Source organism: Vibrio ishigakensis (genome assembly GCF_024347675.1).
GTDB classification, from domain to species: domain Bacteria; phylum Pseudomonadota; class Gammaproteobacteria; order Enterobacterales; family Vibrionaceae; genus Vibrio; species Vibrio ishigakensis.
Window position 1 is genome coordinate 1,576,532 of the sequence record NZ_AP024881.1, and the last position, 19,732, is coordinate 1,596,263.

Below are 19,732 nucleotides of genomic sequence, written 5' to 3' on the forward strand. Positions count from 1 at the left end.
ATTTAAACGCCATACGTTTCTCCCTTTGTCCCTGGACGCCACCTGAAGTGGTGACTATATCTTCGTAGAGGTACTGCTTTTTTATAAGCATTGGGTTAAATATGGACCTAATTCAGTGACTTATAAAAAATTTAACCAAAATGGTGCATCCAAGCACGGAAACAAAACGTAATAAGGTGAGAAAGCAAATTTAGGTCTAGTATTAACGATCCGCCTAAATAATTGCGCTAGAGTAAAAACAAGGACATAGAGAGAAATCGACGTGCGTACCCTGCAGCTAACCAATGAAAAATTTAAGATAGGGCGAAAAACCAGTGGCGTTGTAACCCTTGCTTACATCTTATTGTCTGTTTGGCTAAGTACCTTTTCACACTCGACCCAAGGGACGCTAGGCATCTTGTTCGTTGCAGCCGTCGTCTACACCCTAACCCTGCACTTCTATAGACGCAGCATTATTAAATTCACCATCACCAACACCCACTTTCAACAACACACCTATAAAGGGGGCTGGGTATTACAATGGCGCAATATTGGTAACCTTGGTCGTTGCATCAGCAAAGACCCTGCCGCAGAGCCACTACCTTGGATCGGTATTAAATTAAGCGAACCCGATAGATTCATTAATAGTATCTCCCCTCGTGTGATCAGTGAGATCTTGTTACAGCAAAGGGCACTGCTCTACTTAGGGGCTAGTGAACAAGGGGCACAAGAGCAATTTCAGGATATGGTGCTCGATTCAAGAGAAGTAGTGAAAGAAGAGTATGTATTAAAAGGCCTGCAAGCGAGCCTATACAGGCGCATGCAACACCAAAGGAAATTTTGGGGATACGATCTCTTTATCGCTGTAGGCGATCTTGACCGTGATGGGGATGAATTCGTGGGACTGATGCGGCAGTATTGGGCTGCCGCACGTACTAGTTAGTCTCTAGTATAGAGGCATCTCATCGGCTACAAATGGATTCGATGCACGCTCAGCGCCAAAAGTAGACTCTGGACCATGGCCCGGGACAAAACGCGTTTCATTACCCAGTGCCCACAGTTTCTGCTTGATAGAAGCGATCAGGGTATTAAAGTCACCCTTAGGGAAATCAGTTCGACCTACACCGCCCTTGAACAGCACATCACCGACAAACGCCAGCTTGGCTTCTTCGCTATACAGAACTACGTGGCCCGGGGTATGACCCGGAGTATGAATCACGTCCAACGATTGATTGCCAAAGGTAACTTTGTCACCCTCGTCTAGCCACTCGCTCGGCTCGAAAGCCTCTGTTAGAGGGAAACCAAACATCTGGCTTTGGCCTTCTAGACTCTGTAGCCAGAAGTTATCTGCCTTGTGCGGGCCTACGATAGGTGAACTGAGTGCATCGGCGAGCTCTTCACTACCACCAACATGATCAAGATGACCGTGAGTCAGTACCAGTTTTTCTACCTCAACGCCAAGCTCTTTGATAAGAGCTACTAGTTGCTTTACATCACCGCCTGGGTCGATCACTACACCTTTCATGGTTTCATCGCACCAAACGATAGAACAATTTTGCGCAAAACTGGTTACCGGAACCACCTGATATTGAAGAGCCATAACTTACCTAAACAACTAAATTAACTGGCACCGACTATGACAGCAAAGCCCTTTAAACTCAAGGCTAACAGCACGCACAGCGGCTTCAAATCAAACATGGAATGGGACTCTTGGCTCTATGGCTAGCGGCTTGCCAAGTTAGAAGACTTTGGGCTTTGGTCATACCCATAGACGTCATCGCGGAAATGGATGCGTCCATCCTCTACCCATGAGGTCTTATAGATAAGATGCACGGGTATACGACGCTTGAGAGCCACTCTTGTATTGTCATCGCTGTCTATCGGAGAGATATTTCGCTTTCTAAAGCCTTGGGTATCTGACAAGGTGTGGGCAAACTTATCGGCGTACTGCACGCGAATACAGCCAGAGCTAAAGGCACGTGACTCTTTATCAAACAGGTGCTTTGACGGCGTATCGTGCAAATAAATTGCCCGTCTATTTGGGGTGTTAAATTTATACGCCCCCAGGGCATTGGCAGAGCTTGGGATCTGGCGCATCCGATAAGGGAAGGTTCTTGGGTTAACCTTGTTCCACTCAATCAGGTTGTGGTCGACTATAGTTGGATCGCTCCACCCTTTTATCACCTGGATGCCTCGACTGCTGAGATACTCAGGATTTCGCCTCGTAGCTGGAATGATATCCTCACGCATGATTTTAGGCGGTACATTCCACACTGGATTAAGCACCATAGAGTCCATCTTGATGGCCATCATAGGCGTTTTCCGTTTTTTCTTACCAATGATTACCTTAGAAGAAAACGCCACATCGCCTCTAAAGAAGTAATTCAGCTCGAAGCTAGGCAAATTCACCAACACCAAGGCCTCTCTCTGAGTTGGCCACAAATGCGAGCGCTCTGCATTGAGAGCGAGCCGTCTTATACGCTCCGCTATGGGATAGTTAAGCCACTCAATAGTATTCGGCCCTATGATGCCGTCAGGTTGTAACCCATGTTGTTCTTGGAATTGTTTAACCAGTTTCTCAAGGTCTCTCGAGTACCATTCCTTTTGTGTATCGACAGTAGTTAAATCAAGGCCAGCCAACTCAAGCTTAATATGTAATAGCTCTCGATTTGGGAGCTCTTCCCCGACTCTGATCAAGGTGTCAGATTCATAATCGACACTGGCCTCGTCTTGTCGCTGCTGTAGATAATTGATGGCGGTTTGGTAGGCGCGATAATTAGGCTCCGAGCCGCCAAACTGCATCAGAAACTGACTCAATCGATTGTTATCTATCGCGAGTTCAAGCGCATCAAGCTCCATCTGGGGCGGATTTGACCAAAGGTCTGGGATACCCTCACCAAATAGCCAAGTCTCTTGATTCTCCATAAGGCGCGCGCGATAACTCATGATCATCAGCAAGGTGTCGGTGGCAATTAGATCGTATTGAAAGTAATTGTGCTGAATGCGCAGCTGGCTTAATGCATCTAGCCGCTGTTCAAATTGAGGGGAGAGCTCCGCAAGAGAGAGCATCTCAAGCATATCTTCAATGAGCAGTTGATCTTCGATTTGAAGCCATATCAATTGATGGTGATGAGCGCGGTAAACCTGCTGTACCAGCGCTGGATATTCTAAAAAGCCGTTTAGCTCAACATTAGGATTCACCCAACCTAGGGTGTGGAACATGCTTTTGTCGGACGCAGAAAGAGGCATGGCACAGAGACTGGCCAAGAGTAGAGAGAGGAGTCTGCGTTTAAAACAAACCATGTTCACCTACTTGAAGCGTCCAAACGGATACCTCAAGTATGGCAAACATAGCTAAGATTCTCGACTCGCGAGAGGAGGAAATTTTATTACAGGTCGAGGTTGTGTTTACCGTGTGAAGCCTTGGCCTTTAGGTAGTTCTCATTACCCGCCTTAACGTGGGCCATGGTGTTGATAACCTCTTGAATCTCAATTCCGTGTTCTTTCAGTTCACGGATCTTCTTAGGGTTATTAGTCACTAGGCGGATCTGGTTTACCCCGAGAGCTTTAAGCATTTGCGCCGCTTCTTCAAAGTCACGCAGATCGTCAGCAAAGCCTAGGTGGTTGTTCGCCTCATAGGTGTTCAGGCCTTCACTTTGTAATCGGTACGCATCAATCTTGTTATACAGACCGATACCACGGCCCTCTTGACGCAAATAGAGCAAAACGCCGCCTTCGGTCGCCATCTTGTTGATGGTTTCATCCAATTGCTCTCCGCAATCACAGCGAGATGAGTGGAATACATCGCCGGTTAAACACTCCGAGTGCATGCGTACGATAGGTGCCGTTTGATTAATATCTGCGGATTTGAAGATAAGGGCTACATGCTCTTTCTCGGTTTTTAATCCGTTAAACGAAAGCAGTTCAGCCTCAATATCACTCTTGCTACCTACTTTTAAATGAACTCGCGCTCTTACATCTGCCATTAGCGTTCTCTGATTGTCCTGTTACCAATTACCACATAGGGGCTCGGCTATCATAATTCAAGGCGTTGATCTGTATCAATAAAAAAAGCCGAGCTGTTTGCTCGGCTTTTAAACGCTTTTCTCTCTTTTAACGATTACTCGCTGTCGCTATTTTGCTCAGGCTCGTTAGTCGCTACTGCTTCGCCTTCTTCTTCAGAAGCTTCCAGCTCTTCGATCTCATCGATACGCTGAAGAGCAACCACACGCTCATCTTCAATAGTGCGGATGATGGTCACACCTTGAGTGTTACGACCTACTTGGCTCACCTCAGCAACGCGGCTACGTACTAGCGTACCGCCGTCAGTGATAACCATGAACTCATCGCCCTCTTCGGTCTGAACCGCGCCAACAACGCTGCCGTTACGCTCAGATACCTTGATAGAAACAACACCTTGAGTTGCACGGCTCTTCGCTGGGTACTCTTCAAGTACCGTGCGCTTACCATAGCCGTTCTCTGTGATGGTTAGGATGTCACCCTCGTTATGAGGAACGATTAGAGACACAACCTGGTCGTCACCGTTTAGCTTGATACCACGAACACCAGCGGCTGTACGACCCATGCCACGAACTTGAGATTCATTGAAACGAACCACTTTACCCGCTTTCGAGAACAGCATGATGTCGTCTTCACCTGAGGTGATATCAACGCCAATTAGGCTATCTTCATCGCGTAGGTTAACCGCAATCAGACCGTTAGAACGAACGTTCGAGAACTGGTCTAGCGAAGTCTTCTTAACCGTACCGTCAGCGGTTGCCATGAAGATAAACTTATCTTCACTGAACTCAGAAACAGGCAGGATAGCTGTGATGCGCTCACCCTCTTCCAGAGGAAGAATGTTCACGATTGGCTTACCACGTGCGGTGCGGCTTGCTTGAGGCAATTGATACACCTTCAGACGATACGTCTTACCGCGAGTAGAGAAGCAAAGGATGTTGTCGTGGGTATTCGCCACTAGAAGACGCTCAATGTAGTCTTCATCCTTCATCTTAGTTGCACTCTTACCTTTACCACCACGACGCTGTGCTTCGTAGTCGCTCAGGATTTGATACTTAACATAGCCTTCGTGAGACAGGGTCACTACTACGTCTTCTTGTGCAATCAGCTCTTCCATATCAATGTCATGGATAGCCGCTGTGATCTCGGTACGACGAGCATCGCCGTAGCCTTCACGAATCGCTTCAAGCTCTTCTACGATCACTTCCATCAGACGCTCAGTGCTTGCAAGGATATGCATCAGCTCTGCGATCTCTTCTAGAAGCGCTTTGTATTCGTCTAGGATTTTCTCGTGTTCAAGACCAGTTAACTTTTGTAGACGTAGGTCTAGGATAGCTTGCGCTTGTTGCTCGGTTAGGAAGTACTGTCCATCACGGATACCGTACTCGGCTTCTAACCACTCTGGGCGTGCGGCATCGGTGCCCGCGCGCTCTAGCATGGTAGCAACCATGCCCAAATCCCAACCGCGTGCCACTAGGCCCGCTTTCGCTTCTGCTGGCGTTGGTGCTTGACGAATGAGCTCGATAATTTCATCGATGTTCGCCAGTGCCAGCGCCAAGCCTTCAAGGATATGAGCACGCTCACGCGCTTTACGCAATTCGAAGATAGTACGACGAGTTACTACTTCACGACGGTGATCAACAAACGCCTTCAACATCTCTTTTAGGTTGAAGTGCTTAGGCTGGCCCTTATCTAGAGCAACCATGTTGATACCGAAGGTAGTTTGAAGCTGAGTGTGAGCGTACAGGTTGTTAAGAACAACCTCGCCTACTGAGTCACGCTTACATTCGATAACGATACGCATACCATCTTTATCAGACTCGTCGCGCAGTGCACTGATGCCTTCAACCTTCTTATCTTTAACAAGCTCTGCGATCTTCTCGATCAAGCGCGCCTTGTTAACCTGATACGGGATCTCGGTAACAATGATGGTTTCTTTGCCCTTGCTGTCGGCTTCAATCTCAGCCTTAGCACGCATGTAAACCTTACCGCGACCAGTCTTATAAGCATCAACGATGCCCTTGCGGCCACTGATAAGAGCTGCGGTTGGGAAATCTGGACCAGGAATGTAATCCATCAACTCATCGATGGTGATCTCTTCATTCTTAATGAAGGCAAGACAGCCATCAATAACCTCAGTTAGGTTATGTGGCGGAATGTTGGTCGCCATACCAACTGCGATACCAGAAGAACCGTTAACCAGTAGGTTTGGTACCTTAGTAGGAAGTACTGCAGGAATCTGCTCTGAACCATCATAGTTTGGTACATAGTCAACCGTCTCTTTATCAAGATCGGCCAGCAGTTCATGAGCAATCTTTGACATGCGCACTTCGGTGTAACGCATCGCCGCAGCAGAGTCGCCATCGATGGAGCCAAAGTTACCTTGACCATCTGCAAGCATATAACGCAGTGCAAACGGTTGAGCCATACGTACAATAGTGTCATATACAGCGCTATCACCGTGTGGGTGATATTTACCGATTACGTCACCTACAACACGTGCAGACTTTTTATAAGGTTTGTTCCAGTCGTTACCCAAAACGTTCATTGCGAACAGAACGCGGCGGTGTACTGGTTTTAAGCCGTCTCTTACATCCGGCAGTGCACGGCCAACAATAACCGACATCGCATAGTCAAGGTATGAACCTCGTAGCTCGTCTTCAATGTTAACCGGTGTGATCTCTTTTGCTAGATCGCTCATAGAGCATTATCCCTCTATTGTTAGATCGTACTATATCCAAACAACCTCAAGTGAAGTCTCTTCTTACTAAGGTTTCTTAGATATATCTTCCCCTAATAATCTAAAAAATATAACACACAAATGCCGACTCTGGCATTACTTTCATTAGTCAGAACCTAGGCTCAGACCTCACATTTAACTCAAATGCGCATAAAATAAACTAATCAGAATTATTGGTATGAAAAACAAGCATTTTCGACGATTTCAACAACAGCTAAAAATCAACCAACTGCCTGCATGGGCGGCAAAATGCCCCTTTTGTTACTGCGCGGCGTAATAGTTTGTGTATATAATGCCCCAAAATTGGTAACTCAATAATAAGTATGACTCAGGGAAAAAACGTCGACCTCGCCGAAATCAAAAAGTTTGAAGACCTCGCCTCTCGTTGGTGGGACAAACAGGGAGAATTCAAACCCCTTCACCAAATCAACCCTCTTCGCTTGCAATACGTTCAAGACAATGTGCAGGGCCTATTTGGTAAGAAGGTGCTAGATGTTGGATGCGGTGGCGGTATCTTGGCCGAAAGCATGGCACTGGAAGGCGCCGATGTAACTGGGCTAGATATGGGTAAAGAGCCACTTGAGGTTGCAAGACTGCACGCACTCGAATCTGGGGCCAAGGTAAACTACGTACGAACTACAGTAGAAGAGCACGCCGCTGAAAACCCAGCAAGTTACGATGTGGTCACCTGCATGGAGATGATTGAGCATGTGCCAGACCCTATGTCTGTTATCGCCTCTTGCGCCAAGTTAGTTAAGCCAGGCGGTCATGTCTTCTTCTCTACCCTAAACAGAAACCCTAAGTCGTACGCCTTCGCCATCCTAGGTGCGGAATACATTTTGAAACTGCTACCTAAAGGTACCCACGACTACAACAAGTTCTTAAAGCCGTCTGAGCTTATTCGCTTTATCGACCAAACCCCGCTTCAGGATAAGGGCATCACGGGTATCGGTTACAGGCCGCTCAGTGATAGCTATCAGCTAACACCAAATGTGGACGTCAATTACATAGTCCACACCCAAAAAGTTGACTAATTAAGCCCCTCCTTGAGGGGCTTTTTGTTGCCTTTTTCAGCACCTCAAAAACAGCCGTTTCGATCCAATTCCCTGATAAAGATCAAGTAATTTATTTTTTGGGAAGTACAAATTTAATTCACTCACAAGCGCGTATAAAAACAAAGTCAAAGTGGCGCTAAACCACAAAGTAAGTGAACGCTAACTGAAAATTTTCCACCCACCAGTTATCCACAACTAATACAGGAACGGAAACTTGAAAACCTCAGGCAACCGCACTATCTTGTAACTCAGTTAAGGGTGACCCCCTATATGTAGTGTTTCTAGCTTTCTAACAAGCTAGACTTGGATCACAAAGTCACATGTAATTCATTTCAAATAATGAAAAATGTGGCTTTCATCGTTGATGTTATGGATATCTAACAGAATGAACCACAATCTTACCGTCACAAAGCGTCATGGACGTACTGAGCCGATAGATCTAGAGAAGATCCATCGCGTTATTACCTGGGCAGCGGAAGGCCTAGACAATGTGTCTGTTTCTCAAGTAGAACTTAAGTCTCAAATCCAATTCTACGACGGTATTACCACGTCAGATATTCATGAGACCATGATCAAAGCCTCTGCTGATCTGATCTCTGAAGAAACTCCAGATTATCAATATCTAGCGGCTCGCCTAGCTATCTTCCACCTGCGTAAGAAAGCCTATGGTCAATATGAGCCACCAGCGCTGTTTGATCACGTTGCAAAACTAGTAGACATGGGCAAATACGACCAACACCTACTAGAAGACTACTCTCGCGAAGAATTCGAGTTGATGGACTCTTTCATTGACCACAAACGCGACCTAGATTTCTCATATGCTGCGGTTAAACAGCTCGAAGGTAAGTACTTTGTGCAAAACCGCGTAACTAAAGAGATCTACGAGAGTGCTCAGTTCCTTTATATCCTTGTAGCTGCGTGCCTATTTTCGAAGTATCCACGCGAAACGCGCCTAGATTACATCCGTCGTTTCTACGATGCAGTTTCTACCTTTAAGATCTCACTGCCAACACCAATCATGTCTGGTGTGCGCACCCCTACTCGCCAGTTCAGCTCATGCGTACTGATTGAGTGTGGTGATAGCCTAGACTCTATCAACGCAACAGCGAGCTCTATCGTACGCTACGTATCCCAGCGTGCAGGTATCGGCATCAACGCTGGTCGCATCCGTGCCCTAGGTTCTGAGATCCGCGGTGGTGAAGCCTTCCACACCGGTTGTATTCCTTTCTATAAATACTTCCAAACAGCAGTTAAATGCTGTTCTCAAGGTGGCGTGCGTGGCGGTGCAGCAACAGTATTCTATCCACTATGGCACGGTGAAGTTCAGAACCTTATGGTTCTTAAGAACAACCGTGGTGTAGAAGAAAACCGTGTTCGTCACATGGACTACGGCGTTCAGCTTAACAAGCTAATGTATAGCCGCTTGATTGAAGGTGGCAACATCACCCTGTTCTCGCCATCAGACGTACCGGGTCTATATGATGCCTTCTTCCAAGACCAAGACGAGTTTGAGCGTCTATACGTTCAATACGAAGCGGACGACAGCATCAAGAAAGAGCAGGTTAAAGCGATTGAGCTGTTCAGCATCCTGATGCAAGAGCGTGCATCTACTGGTCGTATCTATATCCAAAACGTGGACCACTGTAATACTCACAGCCCGTTCGATGCGAGCGTAGCACCAGTTCGTCAATCTAACCTGTGTCTTGAGATTGCCCTTCCTACTAAGCCACTGGCGAACGTAGAAGATGAAAACGGTGAAATTGCACTGTGTACGCTATCTGCGTTCAACCTAGGTGCAATCCAAAACCTAGACGATTTCGAAGAGCTCTCTGAGCTAGTGGTTCGTGCTCTAGACGCACTGCTTGATTACCAAGACTACCCTCTTCCAGCAGCGAAGATATCGACCATGAACCGTCGTACTCTGGGTGTGGGCGTGATCAACTACGCATACTATCTTGCGAAACATGGCGCGAAATACTCAGACGGCAGTGCAAACGGTCTGACTCACCGCACCTTTGAAGCGATGCAGTACTACTTGCTAAAAGCATCGGTTGCGCTAGCAAAAGAGCAAGGTGCTTGCCCGTCTTTCCACGAAACCACCTACTCTCAAGGTATCCTACCGATCGATACCTATAAGAGCTCGCTAGATGGCATCGTTGAAGAAGAACTTCACTATGACTGGGAAGAGCTACGTCGTGAGATCAAACAGCACGGTTTGCGTAACTCGACCCTAACAGCTCTAATGCCTTCTGAGACCTCTTCTCAGATCTCGAACGCGACTAACGGTATCGAGCCACCACGTGGTTACGTATCAGTGAAAGCGTCAAAAGATGGCATCTTGAAGCAGGTAGTGCCTGAGTTTACTAAGTACAAAGAGAACTACGAGCTACTGTGGGATATCCCGAATAACAACGGTTATCTGAACCTTGTGGGTATCATGCAGAAATTCGTAGACCAGTCTATCTCTGCGAACACCAACTATGACCCGAACAAATACGAGAACGGCAAGGTGCCAATGAAGCTGCTGCTTCGCGACCTTCTTACTGCGTATAAGTTTGGTGTGAAGACCCTTTACTACCACAACACCCGTGACGGCGCGAAAGACGATCAGAAAGACGTGGCTGTGGAGCAAGATGACGATTGCGCTGGCGGCGGTTGCAAAATCTAAGTTTAAGCTGAGGGAGCCGTGGGCTCCCCTATTGACGTTACATATTAAGGAATAATTCGAGGTTACAATGGCCTATAGCACTTTTACCCAAAATAAAAACGACCAGCTTAAAGAACCTATGTTTTTGGGTCAGCCGGTTAACGTTGCTCGTTATGACCAGCAAAAATTTGAGATCTTCGAGAAGCTGATCGAAAAACAACTTTCTTTCTTCTGGCGTCCAGAAGAAGTAGACGTATCGAGCGATCGCATCGACTACAACAAGCTGCCTGAGCACGAGAAGCACATCTTTATCAGTAACCTGAAGTATCAGACGCTGCTTGATTCTATCCAAGGCCGCAGCCCGAACGTGGCGCTGTTGCCTCTGGTTTCTCTGCCTGAGATTGAAACCTGGATTGAGACTTGGTCTTTCTCTGAGACTATTCACTCTCGCTCATACACACACATCATTCGTAACATCGTTAACGACCCAGCGGTTGTATTTGACGATATCGTAGAGAACGAGCACATTCTAAAGCGTGCTAAAGACATCGCTCACTACTACGACAAGCTTATCGAAATGACCAACGACTATCATCGCTACGGCGAAGGTAAGCACGAGATCCAAGGTGAAACGGTTGACGTGAACCTGATGGCGCTTAAGAAGCAGCTGTATCTTTGCCTAATGTCTGTAAACGCGCTGGAAGCGATCCGCTTCTACGTGAGCTTTGCTTGTTCATTCGCTTTCGCAGAGCGTGAGCTAATGGAAGGTAACGCAAAGATCATCAAGCTTATCGCACGTGATGAAGCCCTTCACTTGTCTGGTACTCAGCACATGCTGAACCTACTACGCAACGGTCAAGACGACTTTGCATTCTTGCAGATTGCTGAAGAAGCGAAAGATGAATGTATTGCCATCTTCAAAGATGCGGCAGAGCAAGAGAAAGAGTGGGCAGAATACCTGTTTAAAGACGGCTCTATGATTGGTCTTAACAAGGACATCCTGTGCCAATACGTTGAGTACATCACCAACATCCGTATGCAAGCGGTAGGTCTTCCTTCTGTATACCCAGAGGCGACCAACAACCCTATCCCTTGGATCAACGCATGGCTATCTTCTGACAACGTTCAGGTTGCGCCTCAAGAAGCGGAGATCAGCTCGTACCTTGTAGGTCAGATTGATAACGAAGTATCGACAGAAGACTTTGAGGACTTCGAACTTTAATCATGCATAAGGTCACCATCAATAAAGTCACCAACCTGGTCAATTCAAAGAACTCTACACTGCTAGAGTCGATGGAGATGTCTGGACTAAAGCCAGAATATAACTGCCGAGATGGTCACTGTGGTGCGTGCCGTTGCAAGCTCGAAAGCGGTGAAGTCGAGTACATCGGCTTTGCCATGGCCTATCTTAAAGAAGATGAGATATTGCCATGTATCTGCCGAGCAAAAAGTGATGTGGACCTAGCGCAGGTCAACCTGCACAACCAGGTTAAACACGCTTCTTGATACAAGTTCCAAGCACAAAAAAACGCTCTGCATTTGCAGAGCGTTTTTTTTTATCTTCACTATTGAATCTAGCCTGCCACGACCTGAAGTGTCTCTGGAGTCGACTGAGTAAACAGGTTGCGGCACTGACGCACCATCCAATGATGATTGCCTAAAATCGCTTCAGCATCCTTTTCAGATACCACCTTACGCCCTATCTCCTGTCCATCATCATCGAACAGTTTGAGGGTATAATTGGCTGAAGCCTCAGAGGAGATTGGCGTACCAAGAATCTGCACACTGCGCCACATAGAGAAAAGGTTAATCTGATCCGAATGTTCAACCTCTCCTAGCAGTACCTGTTCAGTTCCGACTCGATACCAAACCTCAATCCTTGAATGATTTTGCATAAAGTCCTCCTTGTCGTTAAGGGGCAAAACGCCCTTGTCTGAAAGCAACAAATTTTTAGGGAACCTTCATTATAAGTTGACGGTTTGTTTAGGGAAGTAGTGAATCATGCTAATTTCCCTTCTCGACAAGAACCCCTTGAACGACAAGGCCTTAAGCGATAGATCTTTTTGTTATATATCCCGTGATTAAGTTCAAAGTTTTACAATGCGTTTTGGTTAAACATCACAGTTTGACTATCTCTGACGAGAGCCGCACCACTGAGCCGTAGTTTCCCCAAGGCTCTAGCTCATTCACGTCACGACGTAACATATCCAAAGCGATAGCGGAAATCACTATAGATCTCGCCTTAAAACTGTAATCTCTCTTAAATTCAACGGTTTGTGACAAGATATTATTCTGTGTTTTTAGCTTGAGTTGCCACTGTTTCTCGCCACTTTGTTGCAAGTTCAAGCTATAAAAGGCATTACCAGCCAAGCCAGAATCTAATCGCTCATTGCTAGATTGGTTGACAGACACTAGGTTCGCTGTCCCTTCGGTGGACTCGGCCAACCAGCTGTGAAAAAAGCCTTGAGTTACACCATCAAAAATAGCGATTCGCTGTGGAAGCTTATCAAACACCGCTTTTACTGGATGACAGTTGGTCGAGACCGTATTGTCGATAAGAAGCTGCTCTACCCTGCCGACATACTCTTCTACCTCAGTAGAGAGCTCGCTATAAAATACCTTAACCTCAATATAAGGAAGCGCTGAGCGATAGCCCAAGATAACGCCTTGTGGCCTAGATAGTGGTTCTAACGTATTAGCGATGCCAGACTCAGAGAGCCCATAGGTGAAGAGTCTGTGGATCTTCTTCGCCTCGATACAGGCGTGATTGGCCTGCATATGCGGAATGATCTCTTGATTAACCATGGTCTTAAACTCATGGGGAACACCAGGTGTGAAATAGCACTGCGCTCCTGAGATATTCACGGTAAATCCGCAAGCTGTCCCACGAGGATTATCTAAGATGGTACTGCCTTGGGGCAGCATGGCCTGCTTAATATTCGACTCCGGCATCTCGCGCCCCCAGCTATCAAACATCTGCTGGATTCGCTCTACCCACTCTGGGTACAGTTCTAATTGGGTGTTTGCGGATAGCGCAGCCGCTTCTGCGGTCAAGTCGTCGCTGGTTGGTCCTAAACCACCATTAACTATTACCACATCATGTTTGTCTGCTAGATGGTTCAGGGCCGATGAAATGGCTTCTAAACTGTCCCCTACCGTGGTGCGCGTAGTCATTTGAAAGCCAGACTCAAATAGGGTCGAAGAGAGCCAACTGGCGTTGGTATCGACGATGTCACCAAACAGAACCTCTTCACCTGTGCTCAGCATGGCTATCTTAGGGGGATTACTTTGTACCAAAATTTTGCCTTTATTAGTGTCTATACTAGTTTTAGTCCCTTAGTTCACGACACATTCGCGTATCTTAAGCGACGTTTATATGCAACATGAGCGACCGCTCAAAAATCGAGCTAAGCCTCTGTTTTAATTAGAACTAAAATAATAGATAATTGTGATAACGATCGAGAATTATTTTGCAAGGGAGTCTTGAGTGCAATTCAAGAAAATTGCTGCGTCGCTTGGCATGCTAGTCAGTGCCCAGAGTTATGCTCTACAGGATACTAACAAACATAACGAGTTTTCATACAGCTATCAATGCGACGATGCCTATCAATACTGTGCAAAATCTAATGTCGACCTGCATTCCTTCTCGCTAGATTCGAAAGAAACAGCGTTGGATCTCGACGCTAAACATTATCCTATGCACCTAAGTGTCTCAGACGGTAAAGACTGGGATTACCTCGCCGAGCAAACCTACACCATTTTGGGCCTTAGTGTGGTTACCGTTGGTTTGATGACACTGCTACCAGAAAGTATCACCAAATGGGACGATGACGCACGCGACCTTAGCAAGCTTGGCGATAAATGGGTAGAAAACGTGAAAGCGGGTCCTACTTGGGACCGAGATGAACACTTCCTAAACTACATCATGCACCCATACTTTGGTGGTGTTTACTATACCGCAGCGCGTCACGCCGGCTTCAACGAGTTTGAATCCTTTGGTTACTCCTTTGCTATGTCTGCCCTTTTCTGGGAATACGGCGTAGAAGCGTTTGCTGAAGTCCCTTCTTGGCAGGATCTTTTCATCACACCTATGTTTGGTGCGGTTGTGGGTGAGCTTATGCTACAAGGTGAGCAAGAGGTTCTGGCAAATGGCGGTAAGGTTTGGGGCTCATCTACCATGGGTAGCGTTTCCCTATTCTTCCTAAACCCAGTGGGTCACATCCACTATTGGATTACCGATGCATGGGGCGGCGATGCTGAAGCCAGTTTTGTGACTAACCCATGGTTTGGCTCACAAGATGCCGCTGCCTTTGCTCTCGATTCTGGAGCGCCTTATGACGCACAGTTTGTCGGTATGCAGCTCAGCCTTAAATTCTAATCATAAAAAAACGCCCATCACAGGGCGTTTTTTCTTATCTAGCTTTCACTAAGCTGCATCGTCTTTCTCGACCGAACGGATTTCCGTTGGTGCATCGGTTAGCACTTGAGTAAGGTCATGGCTAAAGTGATCCACCTGAATTGCACGGTATCTCAGCTTATCAGCCTCAAGCACTTGGTTTACCTCTGCCTGAGATAGAATGCCTTGCTGCTTACAAGCGTTTAGCTTATCGAGTAAAGAGGCTTTCTTCTCAACCTTGCCCTCTTTGATAGCAAGATTAACCTTCTTCTCTAGCGGTTTTACTTCATGCATGGCAACGAAGGCCCTTTCCATAATACCGACAGCGTCACCATCTTTTGAACCTACATAACATAGGTCAGTCAGTCGATCTCGCTGCTCTCCCGGAGTCATGAGAAGCTCTGCTACCTGCATCACTAGCTTGTCACTCGGGCCTTTAAAGTTATTACCCAATGGGAAGACCAGTAGCTTCATAAGATACTTAGCCCAAACGACCGGATAGTTACTTAGCGCTTCTTGCAGAGATTTAGCGCCTTGCTGTAAGCAGTGCTCTACTGCATAACGAAGGTATGGAAGGTCTTCTGATTTTTGTCCCTCATCGTGGAACTTCTTAAGAGCCGCCGATGATAGGTATAGATAACTTAGCAGGTCGCCAAGGCGTGCTGAGATAAGCTCCTTACGCTTGAGATCTCCTCCTAGGGTCAGCATTGCAAAATCAGCACTTACCGCCAACGCCTTACTTAGGCGGGTCATATCTTGGTAATAGCCCTTGGTTGGGCCAGAAACAGGTGCTGAGGTGAAACTGGATGCGGTCAGCGCACCAAACAGAGAGCCAAAGCTATTCTTGGTTGCATGGCCGATGTGTTTGAACAGCAGGTTATCGAACTCTTCAGCCGCTTTTTCTTGATCCTCTTCAGAGGCCAGCGCCATCTCTTTCAGTACATAAGGATGACAGCGGGTTGCACCTTGGCCAAAGATCATCAGGTTTCGAGTCAGGATATTTGCACCCTCTACTGTAATCGCAACCGGGATGCCATAGTAGTGATGCGACAAGTAGTTCATCGGGCCTTGTTGGATAGCGCGTCCTGAGTGGATATCCATCGAGTCATCAAGAACGGTGCGCGCCATCTCTGTCATGTGATATTTAGCGATGGCAGTAACAATACCCGGCTTTTCACCGCTATCCAGCGCTGTGGTGGTTAAGGTTCGGCTCGCCTCCAATAGATAGTTGAAGCCGCCGATGCGCGCCAGTCCTTCTGCTACCCCCTCAAACTTACCAATCGACAAACCAAACTGCTTTCTAACTAGCGAATAGGCGCCCGTGGTTTTCGCGGTCAGTTGCCCAACGGCTGTACCTAGTGCCGGTAGTGAAATACCGCGACCTGCCGACAAACATTCAACCAGCATGCGCCAGCCTTTACCTGCATAGTCAGCCCCGCCGATCAGCCACTCCATCGGAATGAACACGTCTTTACCTCGGGTTGGACCATTCATAAAGGCAAGGCCGAGTGGATCGTGACGCTCACCGACAACCACACCAGGATGGCTGGTTGGGATCAGCGCACAAGTAATGCCTAGCTCTTCGCCCTTACCAAGGTGGTTTTCAGGGTCGTACAGTTTGAACGCTAAGCCAAGTACAGTTGAAACAGGTGCTAGCGTAATATAGCGCTTGTTCCAGTTAAGCTTGATACCTAGAACTTCTTTACCTTCATGCTCACCAAAGCAAACGTGACCAGAATCCGGAATAGCACCGGCATCAGAGCCGGCTTCAGGACCAGTCAATGCAAAGCAAGGGATATCCTCACCGTTAGCAAGGCGTGGTAGCCAATAATTTTTCTGCTCTTCAGTACCGTAGTGAGATAGGAGCTCACCCGGCCCTAGTGAGTTAGGCACCATCACGGTAACGGCAGCACTTAGGCTGCGAGATGCAATTTTGGTCACTATGGTAGAGTTAGCTAGAGAAGAAAAATCTCGACCGCCGAACTCTTTGGAAATGATTAATGAAAAGAAGCGTTCTTGCTTTAGGTAATCCCACACCTCTTTTGGAAGGTCTCTTTGATGCTTTACGATTTCGAAGTCATCGAGCATCTCAAGGAGGGTTTCAACCTGGTTATCAACAAAGCTCTGTTCTTCTTCTGTGAGCTGTGGCTTGTCATAACCATGAAGCTTTGACCAATCAGGGTTACCGGAGAATAGCTCCCCTTCCCACCAAACACTACCGGCTTCCATCGCCTCTTTCTCGGTACTCGATAACGGCGGCAGCACTTTCTTAAATAGTTTGAAAGCCGGGTCGCTCACCCACTTTTTACGATAAGAAGTCATATCCATCTTTCTGTTCCCTGACTGTTTGTTATTTCGCATTCATGCCAGACGCTAGGTAAGGCACTATCTGATCAAAAATTCGTTCCACGTGTTGTTTTGGTTCAAACTCACTATTTGCTATATCAATCAGCGCCTCACTCGACGCCATAGTGAATACGCAAGTTCCGAGCGTGAAGTGAAGTCGCCAAAACAAGGTTTCTCTATCTAACTCAGGATTGGCTCTGCTTACCTGAGCGATAAATCTGTCTAATACATCCCCGTATCGGGTGGTGATGAACCATCTTAAGTGGCCTTGCACCTCTGCATAGCCACGACCGATGAGCTGCAAAAAGCGCTCTGTCCCGTTCGGTGCCACATCATCGAGCTGAACCAGAGGTTTCTTAAGTGCTGAGAACACTTCCTCCATGCTCACCTCATCTTTACCTTCAAGGAGTAGTAGCTCTTCCCCAACCGCAGGCATGAATGCCTCAAGATATTTGTCTACTACAGCTCGAATCAGATTCTTCTTGTCGCCAAAGTGATAGTTAACAGAGGCTAAGTTCACCTTGGCTTGCCCCGTGATAGTCCGTAGCGAGGTCTCTTTGAAACCCTTTTCTGCGAACAGGATCTCTGCAACAGAGATAATTTTTTTCTTGGTATGTAACGCTGAGCCCATTGTGCACTCCCGTTTGCAAACGCCCGTATCAAACACACGTTTGAATTTAACAAACGATTTACATAAACACAATATTTTTACGCAAAGAGATCTGACCAGATCAAATATTGGTCACAAATTAAGATTTAACCTATGTAGAAACAAGAGGTTAGAAAAGGCTAGGAAAAAAGATCAAAAAAGTGCGAAAAACTTTGAACTAAAGGAGGAAGGTCCAGTCTTAAATACTGTAACCGACAGCGCGGTATGAATTTGAAGGTTGGAAACGAATTTGTTCTGTTGTTTACAAACCACTGTTTTTTTCATTTGACTCCTATGATTGTATAAGCCTAATCACTTTGATTAGGCTTTTTTTTATGCCTGCGACAGACAAAAAAAAGGGCCAGCATTTCTGCTGGCCCTTATCATTGATTACTAAATTTTAGTGGCTTGCCACAGTGCTGTGGCTAGGCTGCTTTTTTGGCAGAGAGAATCTCAACATAGCGTAGCCAAGGATAGCTGCGATACTTGAGCCCATCAGGATACCCAAACGAGCGTGAGTATTCAGGTCTGCTGCCGCGCCGGTAAAGGCAAGCGATGCAATGAACATCGACATGGTAAAGCCGATACCACACAGGATAGATACTGCAAAGATGTGCTTGAAGTTGATCCCTTCTGGCATCTTAGCAACACCAGTCTTAACCGCTACATAGCTAAAGGTAAAGATACCCAGAGGCTTACCAAGCAGAAGACCCAATGCAATACCCATTGGAAGAGCCGTACCTAGTGTAGATAGAGAAATACCCTCTAGTGATACACCTGCGTTTGCAAAGGCAAAGATAGGTAGAATCAGGAACGACGAATATGGGTGTAGTGCGTGTTCTAGGTGTTTAAGTGGAGAGTGCTCCCCAGGTTTGCCCTTAAGTGGGATAGCGAAACCAATTACCACACCTGCTAGGGTTGCGTGTACACCAGACTTAAGAACAGCGAACCAAAGCACGGCACCGACTAGTAGGTACCACTTCAGTGAGGTCACCTTCTTGTGATTCATGTAGAACAACAAGCCTGTCATAGCGAAACCAACCGCTAGAGCTAGTGTAGAAAGATCACTGGTGTAGAACAGAGCGATGATTACAACAACGCCAAGGTCATCGATGATAGCTAGTGCTAGTAGGAAAACCTTTAGGCTTACTGGAACACGGTTACCAAGAAGCGCCATGATACCCAGAGCGAACGCGATGTCCGTTGCTGCAGGGATAGCCCAACCTTGAAGTGCTTCAGGATTAGAATAGTTAAACAGAACGTAAACCAGTGCCGGAGCAACCATACCACCTACAGCAGCGATTGCTGGGAAGATAGCGGTTTCACGAGACTTAAGTGCACCTTCTAGAAGTTCACGTTTTACTTCCAAACCGATCAGTAGGAAGAAGATTGCCATTAGGCCGTCATTAACCCAATGTTCTACAGACATGCCTGCTACATAAAAATACAGCACGCCTTGATAGGTTTCATTAAGTGGAGAGTTCGCCACTAGCATAGCTAGTGCAGCAGCGATAACCAGAATGATACCTCCGGCTGATTCCATCTTAAAAAAATCTTTTAGCATTTGACTCATTATTAAAACCCATTACTTGTGATTGATATCACACAACTAAGTGGACATAAGTCTACCCATTGCGAAGATTTACAAAATTCGATTGTTTGGACGTTTTTATTCGAAATATCCGAAGTAAAGGCCATATAACCTGCAAATTTCCATATAGCTCACAGATTCAGTTTACAAAAGAACAACGACTTTGCTTCAAAATGTTACTGAGATTAACCAAATTTATCAATTCAACTGGTTTATCACCACGACAAACACTAGATGATTGGAGCATAGGAAAGCATAGACAATTATCACCTAAAAAAGAGAGAGTTAGGTGATCTTTCTGTATTTGAA

Annotated in this window: 15 protein-coding genes; 6 read left to right on the forward strand and 9 right to left on the reverse strand. The window is 46.5% G+C overall.

The features are described from left to right. The first annotated feature begins 262 nt into the window (after positions 1-262). Positions 263-922 (forward strand): DUF2982 domain-containing protein, encoded by a 660-nt coding sequence (locus tag Pcarn_RS07155; RefSeq protein WP_261833183.1) that lies wholly within the window; start codon positions 263-265, stop codon positions 920-922. Between the two features lie 3 nt (positions 923-925). On the opposite strand, the gene Pcarn_RS07160 is transcribed toward Pcarn_RS07155, so the two are convergent. The 4 genes from Pcarn_RS07160 to gyrA all read right to left on the reverse strand — a co-directional run bounded on the left by Pcarn_RS07160 (position 926) and on the right by gyrA (position 6,700). Next, positions 926-1,579, reverse strand: a complete 654-nt coding sequence (locus Pcarn_RS07160) for an MBL fold metallo-hydrolase (RefSeq protein WP_261833184.1) — start codon at positions 1,577-1,579, stop codon at positions 926-928. Positions 1,580-1,701: 122 nt separating this feature from the next. Beyond that, positions 1,702-3,282, reverse strand: a complete 1,581-nt coding sequence (locus tag Pcarn_RS07165; RefSeq protein WP_261833185.1) for a L,D-transpeptidase family protein — start codon at positions 3,280-3,282, stop codon at positions 1,702-1,704. 86 nt (positions 3,283-3,368) lie between these two features. After that, a complete protein-coding gene (locus Pcarn_RS07170; protein ID WP_261833186.1) occupies positions 3,369-3,965 on the reverse strand; it encodes a GTP cyclohydrolase II in 597 nt (198 codons plus the stop codon). A 134-nt stretch (positions 3,966-4,099) separates the two neighbouring features. Next, on the reverse strand, positions 4,100-6,700 hold the full coding sequence (gene gyrA, locus Pcarn_RS07175; protein ID WP_261833187.1) for a DNA gyrase subunit A: 2,601 nt from the start codon (positions 6,698-6,700) through the stop codon (positions 4,100-4,102). A 362-nt stretch (positions 6,701-7,062) separates the two neighbouring features. Between gyrA and ubiG the strand changes: the two genes are divergently transcribed. From ubiG to yfaE, 4 genes are all read left to right on the forward strand, one after another. Next, positions 7,063-7,773 carry a bifunctional 2-polyprenyl-6-hydroxyphenol methylase/3-demethylubiquinol 3-O-methyltransferase UbiG gene (gene ubiG, locus Pcarn_RS07180; protein WP_261833188.1) on the forward strand — a complete coding sequence of 237 codons (711 nt, stop codon included), beginning with the start codon at positions 7,063-7,065 and terminating at the stop codon, positions 7,771-7,773. 406 nt (positions 7,774-8,179) lie between these two features. Beyond that, a complete protein-coding gene (gene nrdA / locus Pcarn_RS07185) occupies positions 8,180-10,462 on the forward strand; it encodes a class 1a ribonucleoside-diphosphate reductase subunit alpha (protein WP_261833189.1) in 2,283 nt (760 codons plus the stop codon). Positions 10,463-10,529: 67 nt separating this feature from the next. After that, positions 10,530-11,663 carry a class Ia ribonucleoside-diphosphate reductase subunit beta gene (nrdB, locus tag Pcarn_RS07190; RefSeq protein ID WP_261833190.1) on the forward strand — a complete coding sequence of 378 codons (1,134 nt, stop codon included), beginning with the start codon at positions 10,530-10,532 and terminating at the stop codon, positions 11,661-11,663. 2 nt (positions 11,664-11,665) lie between these two features. Next, positions 11,666-11,947 carry a class I ribonucleotide reductase maintenance protein YfaE gene (yfaE, locus tag Pcarn_RS07195; RefSeq protein ID WP_261833191.1) on the forward strand — a complete coding sequence of 94 codons (282 nt, stop codon included), beginning with the start codon at positions 11,666-11,668 and terminating at the stop codon, positions 11,945-11,947. 68 nt (positions 11,948-12,015) lie between these two features. Here the strand turns inward: yfaE and Pcarn_RS07200 are convergent, their stop codons facing one another. Next, complete coding sequence (locus Pcarn_RS07200) at positions 12,016-12,336, reverse strand: hypothetical protein (RefSeq protein WP_261833192.1); 321 nt, start codon at positions 12,334-12,336, stop codon at positions 12,016-12,018. 223 nt (positions 12,337-12,559) lie between these two features. Further along, on the reverse strand, positions 12,560-13,738 hold the full coding sequence (locus tag Pcarn_RS07205; protein ID WP_261833193.1) for a molybdopterin-binding protein: 1,179 nt from the start codon (positions 13,736-13,738) through the stop codon (positions 12,560-12,562). A gap of 223 nt (positions 13,739-13,961) precedes the next feature. Here Pcarn_RS07205 and Pcarn_RS07210 point away from each other — a divergent pair, with 223 nt between their 5' ends. Continuing rightward, positions 13,962-14,819, forward strand: coding sequence for a DUF3943 domain-containing protein (locus tag Pcarn_RS07210; RefSeq protein ID WP_261835652.1), 858 nt, complete (start codon positions 13,962-13,964; stop codon positions 14,817-14,819). Positions 14,820-14,867: 48 nt separating this feature from the next. Here Pcarn_RS07210 and Pcarn_RS07215 read toward each other — a convergent pair whose 3' ends face one another. The 3 genes from Pcarn_RS07215 to nhaA all read right to left on the reverse strand — a co-directional run bounded on the left by Pcarn_RS07215 (position 14,868) and on the right by nhaA (position 19,405). Continuing rightward, the gene (locus tag Pcarn_RS07215) at positions 14,868-17,159 is read right to left on the reverse strand and encodes an acyl-CoA dehydrogenase (RefSeq protein WP_261835653.1); all 2,292 of its coding nucleotides are present in this window, start codon (positions 17,157-17,159) and stop codon (positions 14,868-14,870) included. 28 nt (positions 17,160-17,187) lie between these two features. Then, a complete protein-coding gene (locus tag Pcarn_RS07220) occupies positions 17,188-17,814 on the reverse strand; it encodes a TetR/AcrR family transcriptional regulator (RefSeq protein ID WP_261833194.1) in 627 nt (208 codons plus the stop codon). A gap of 418 nt (positions 17,815-18,232) precedes the next feature. Beyond that, positions 18,233-19,405, reverse strand: coding sequence for a Na+/H+ antiporter NhaA (nhaA, locus tag Pcarn_RS07225; RefSeq protein ID WP_261833195.1), 1,173 nt, complete (start codon positions 19,403-19,405; stop codon positions 18,233-18,235). Positions 19,406-19,732: the final 327 nt, after the last annotated feature.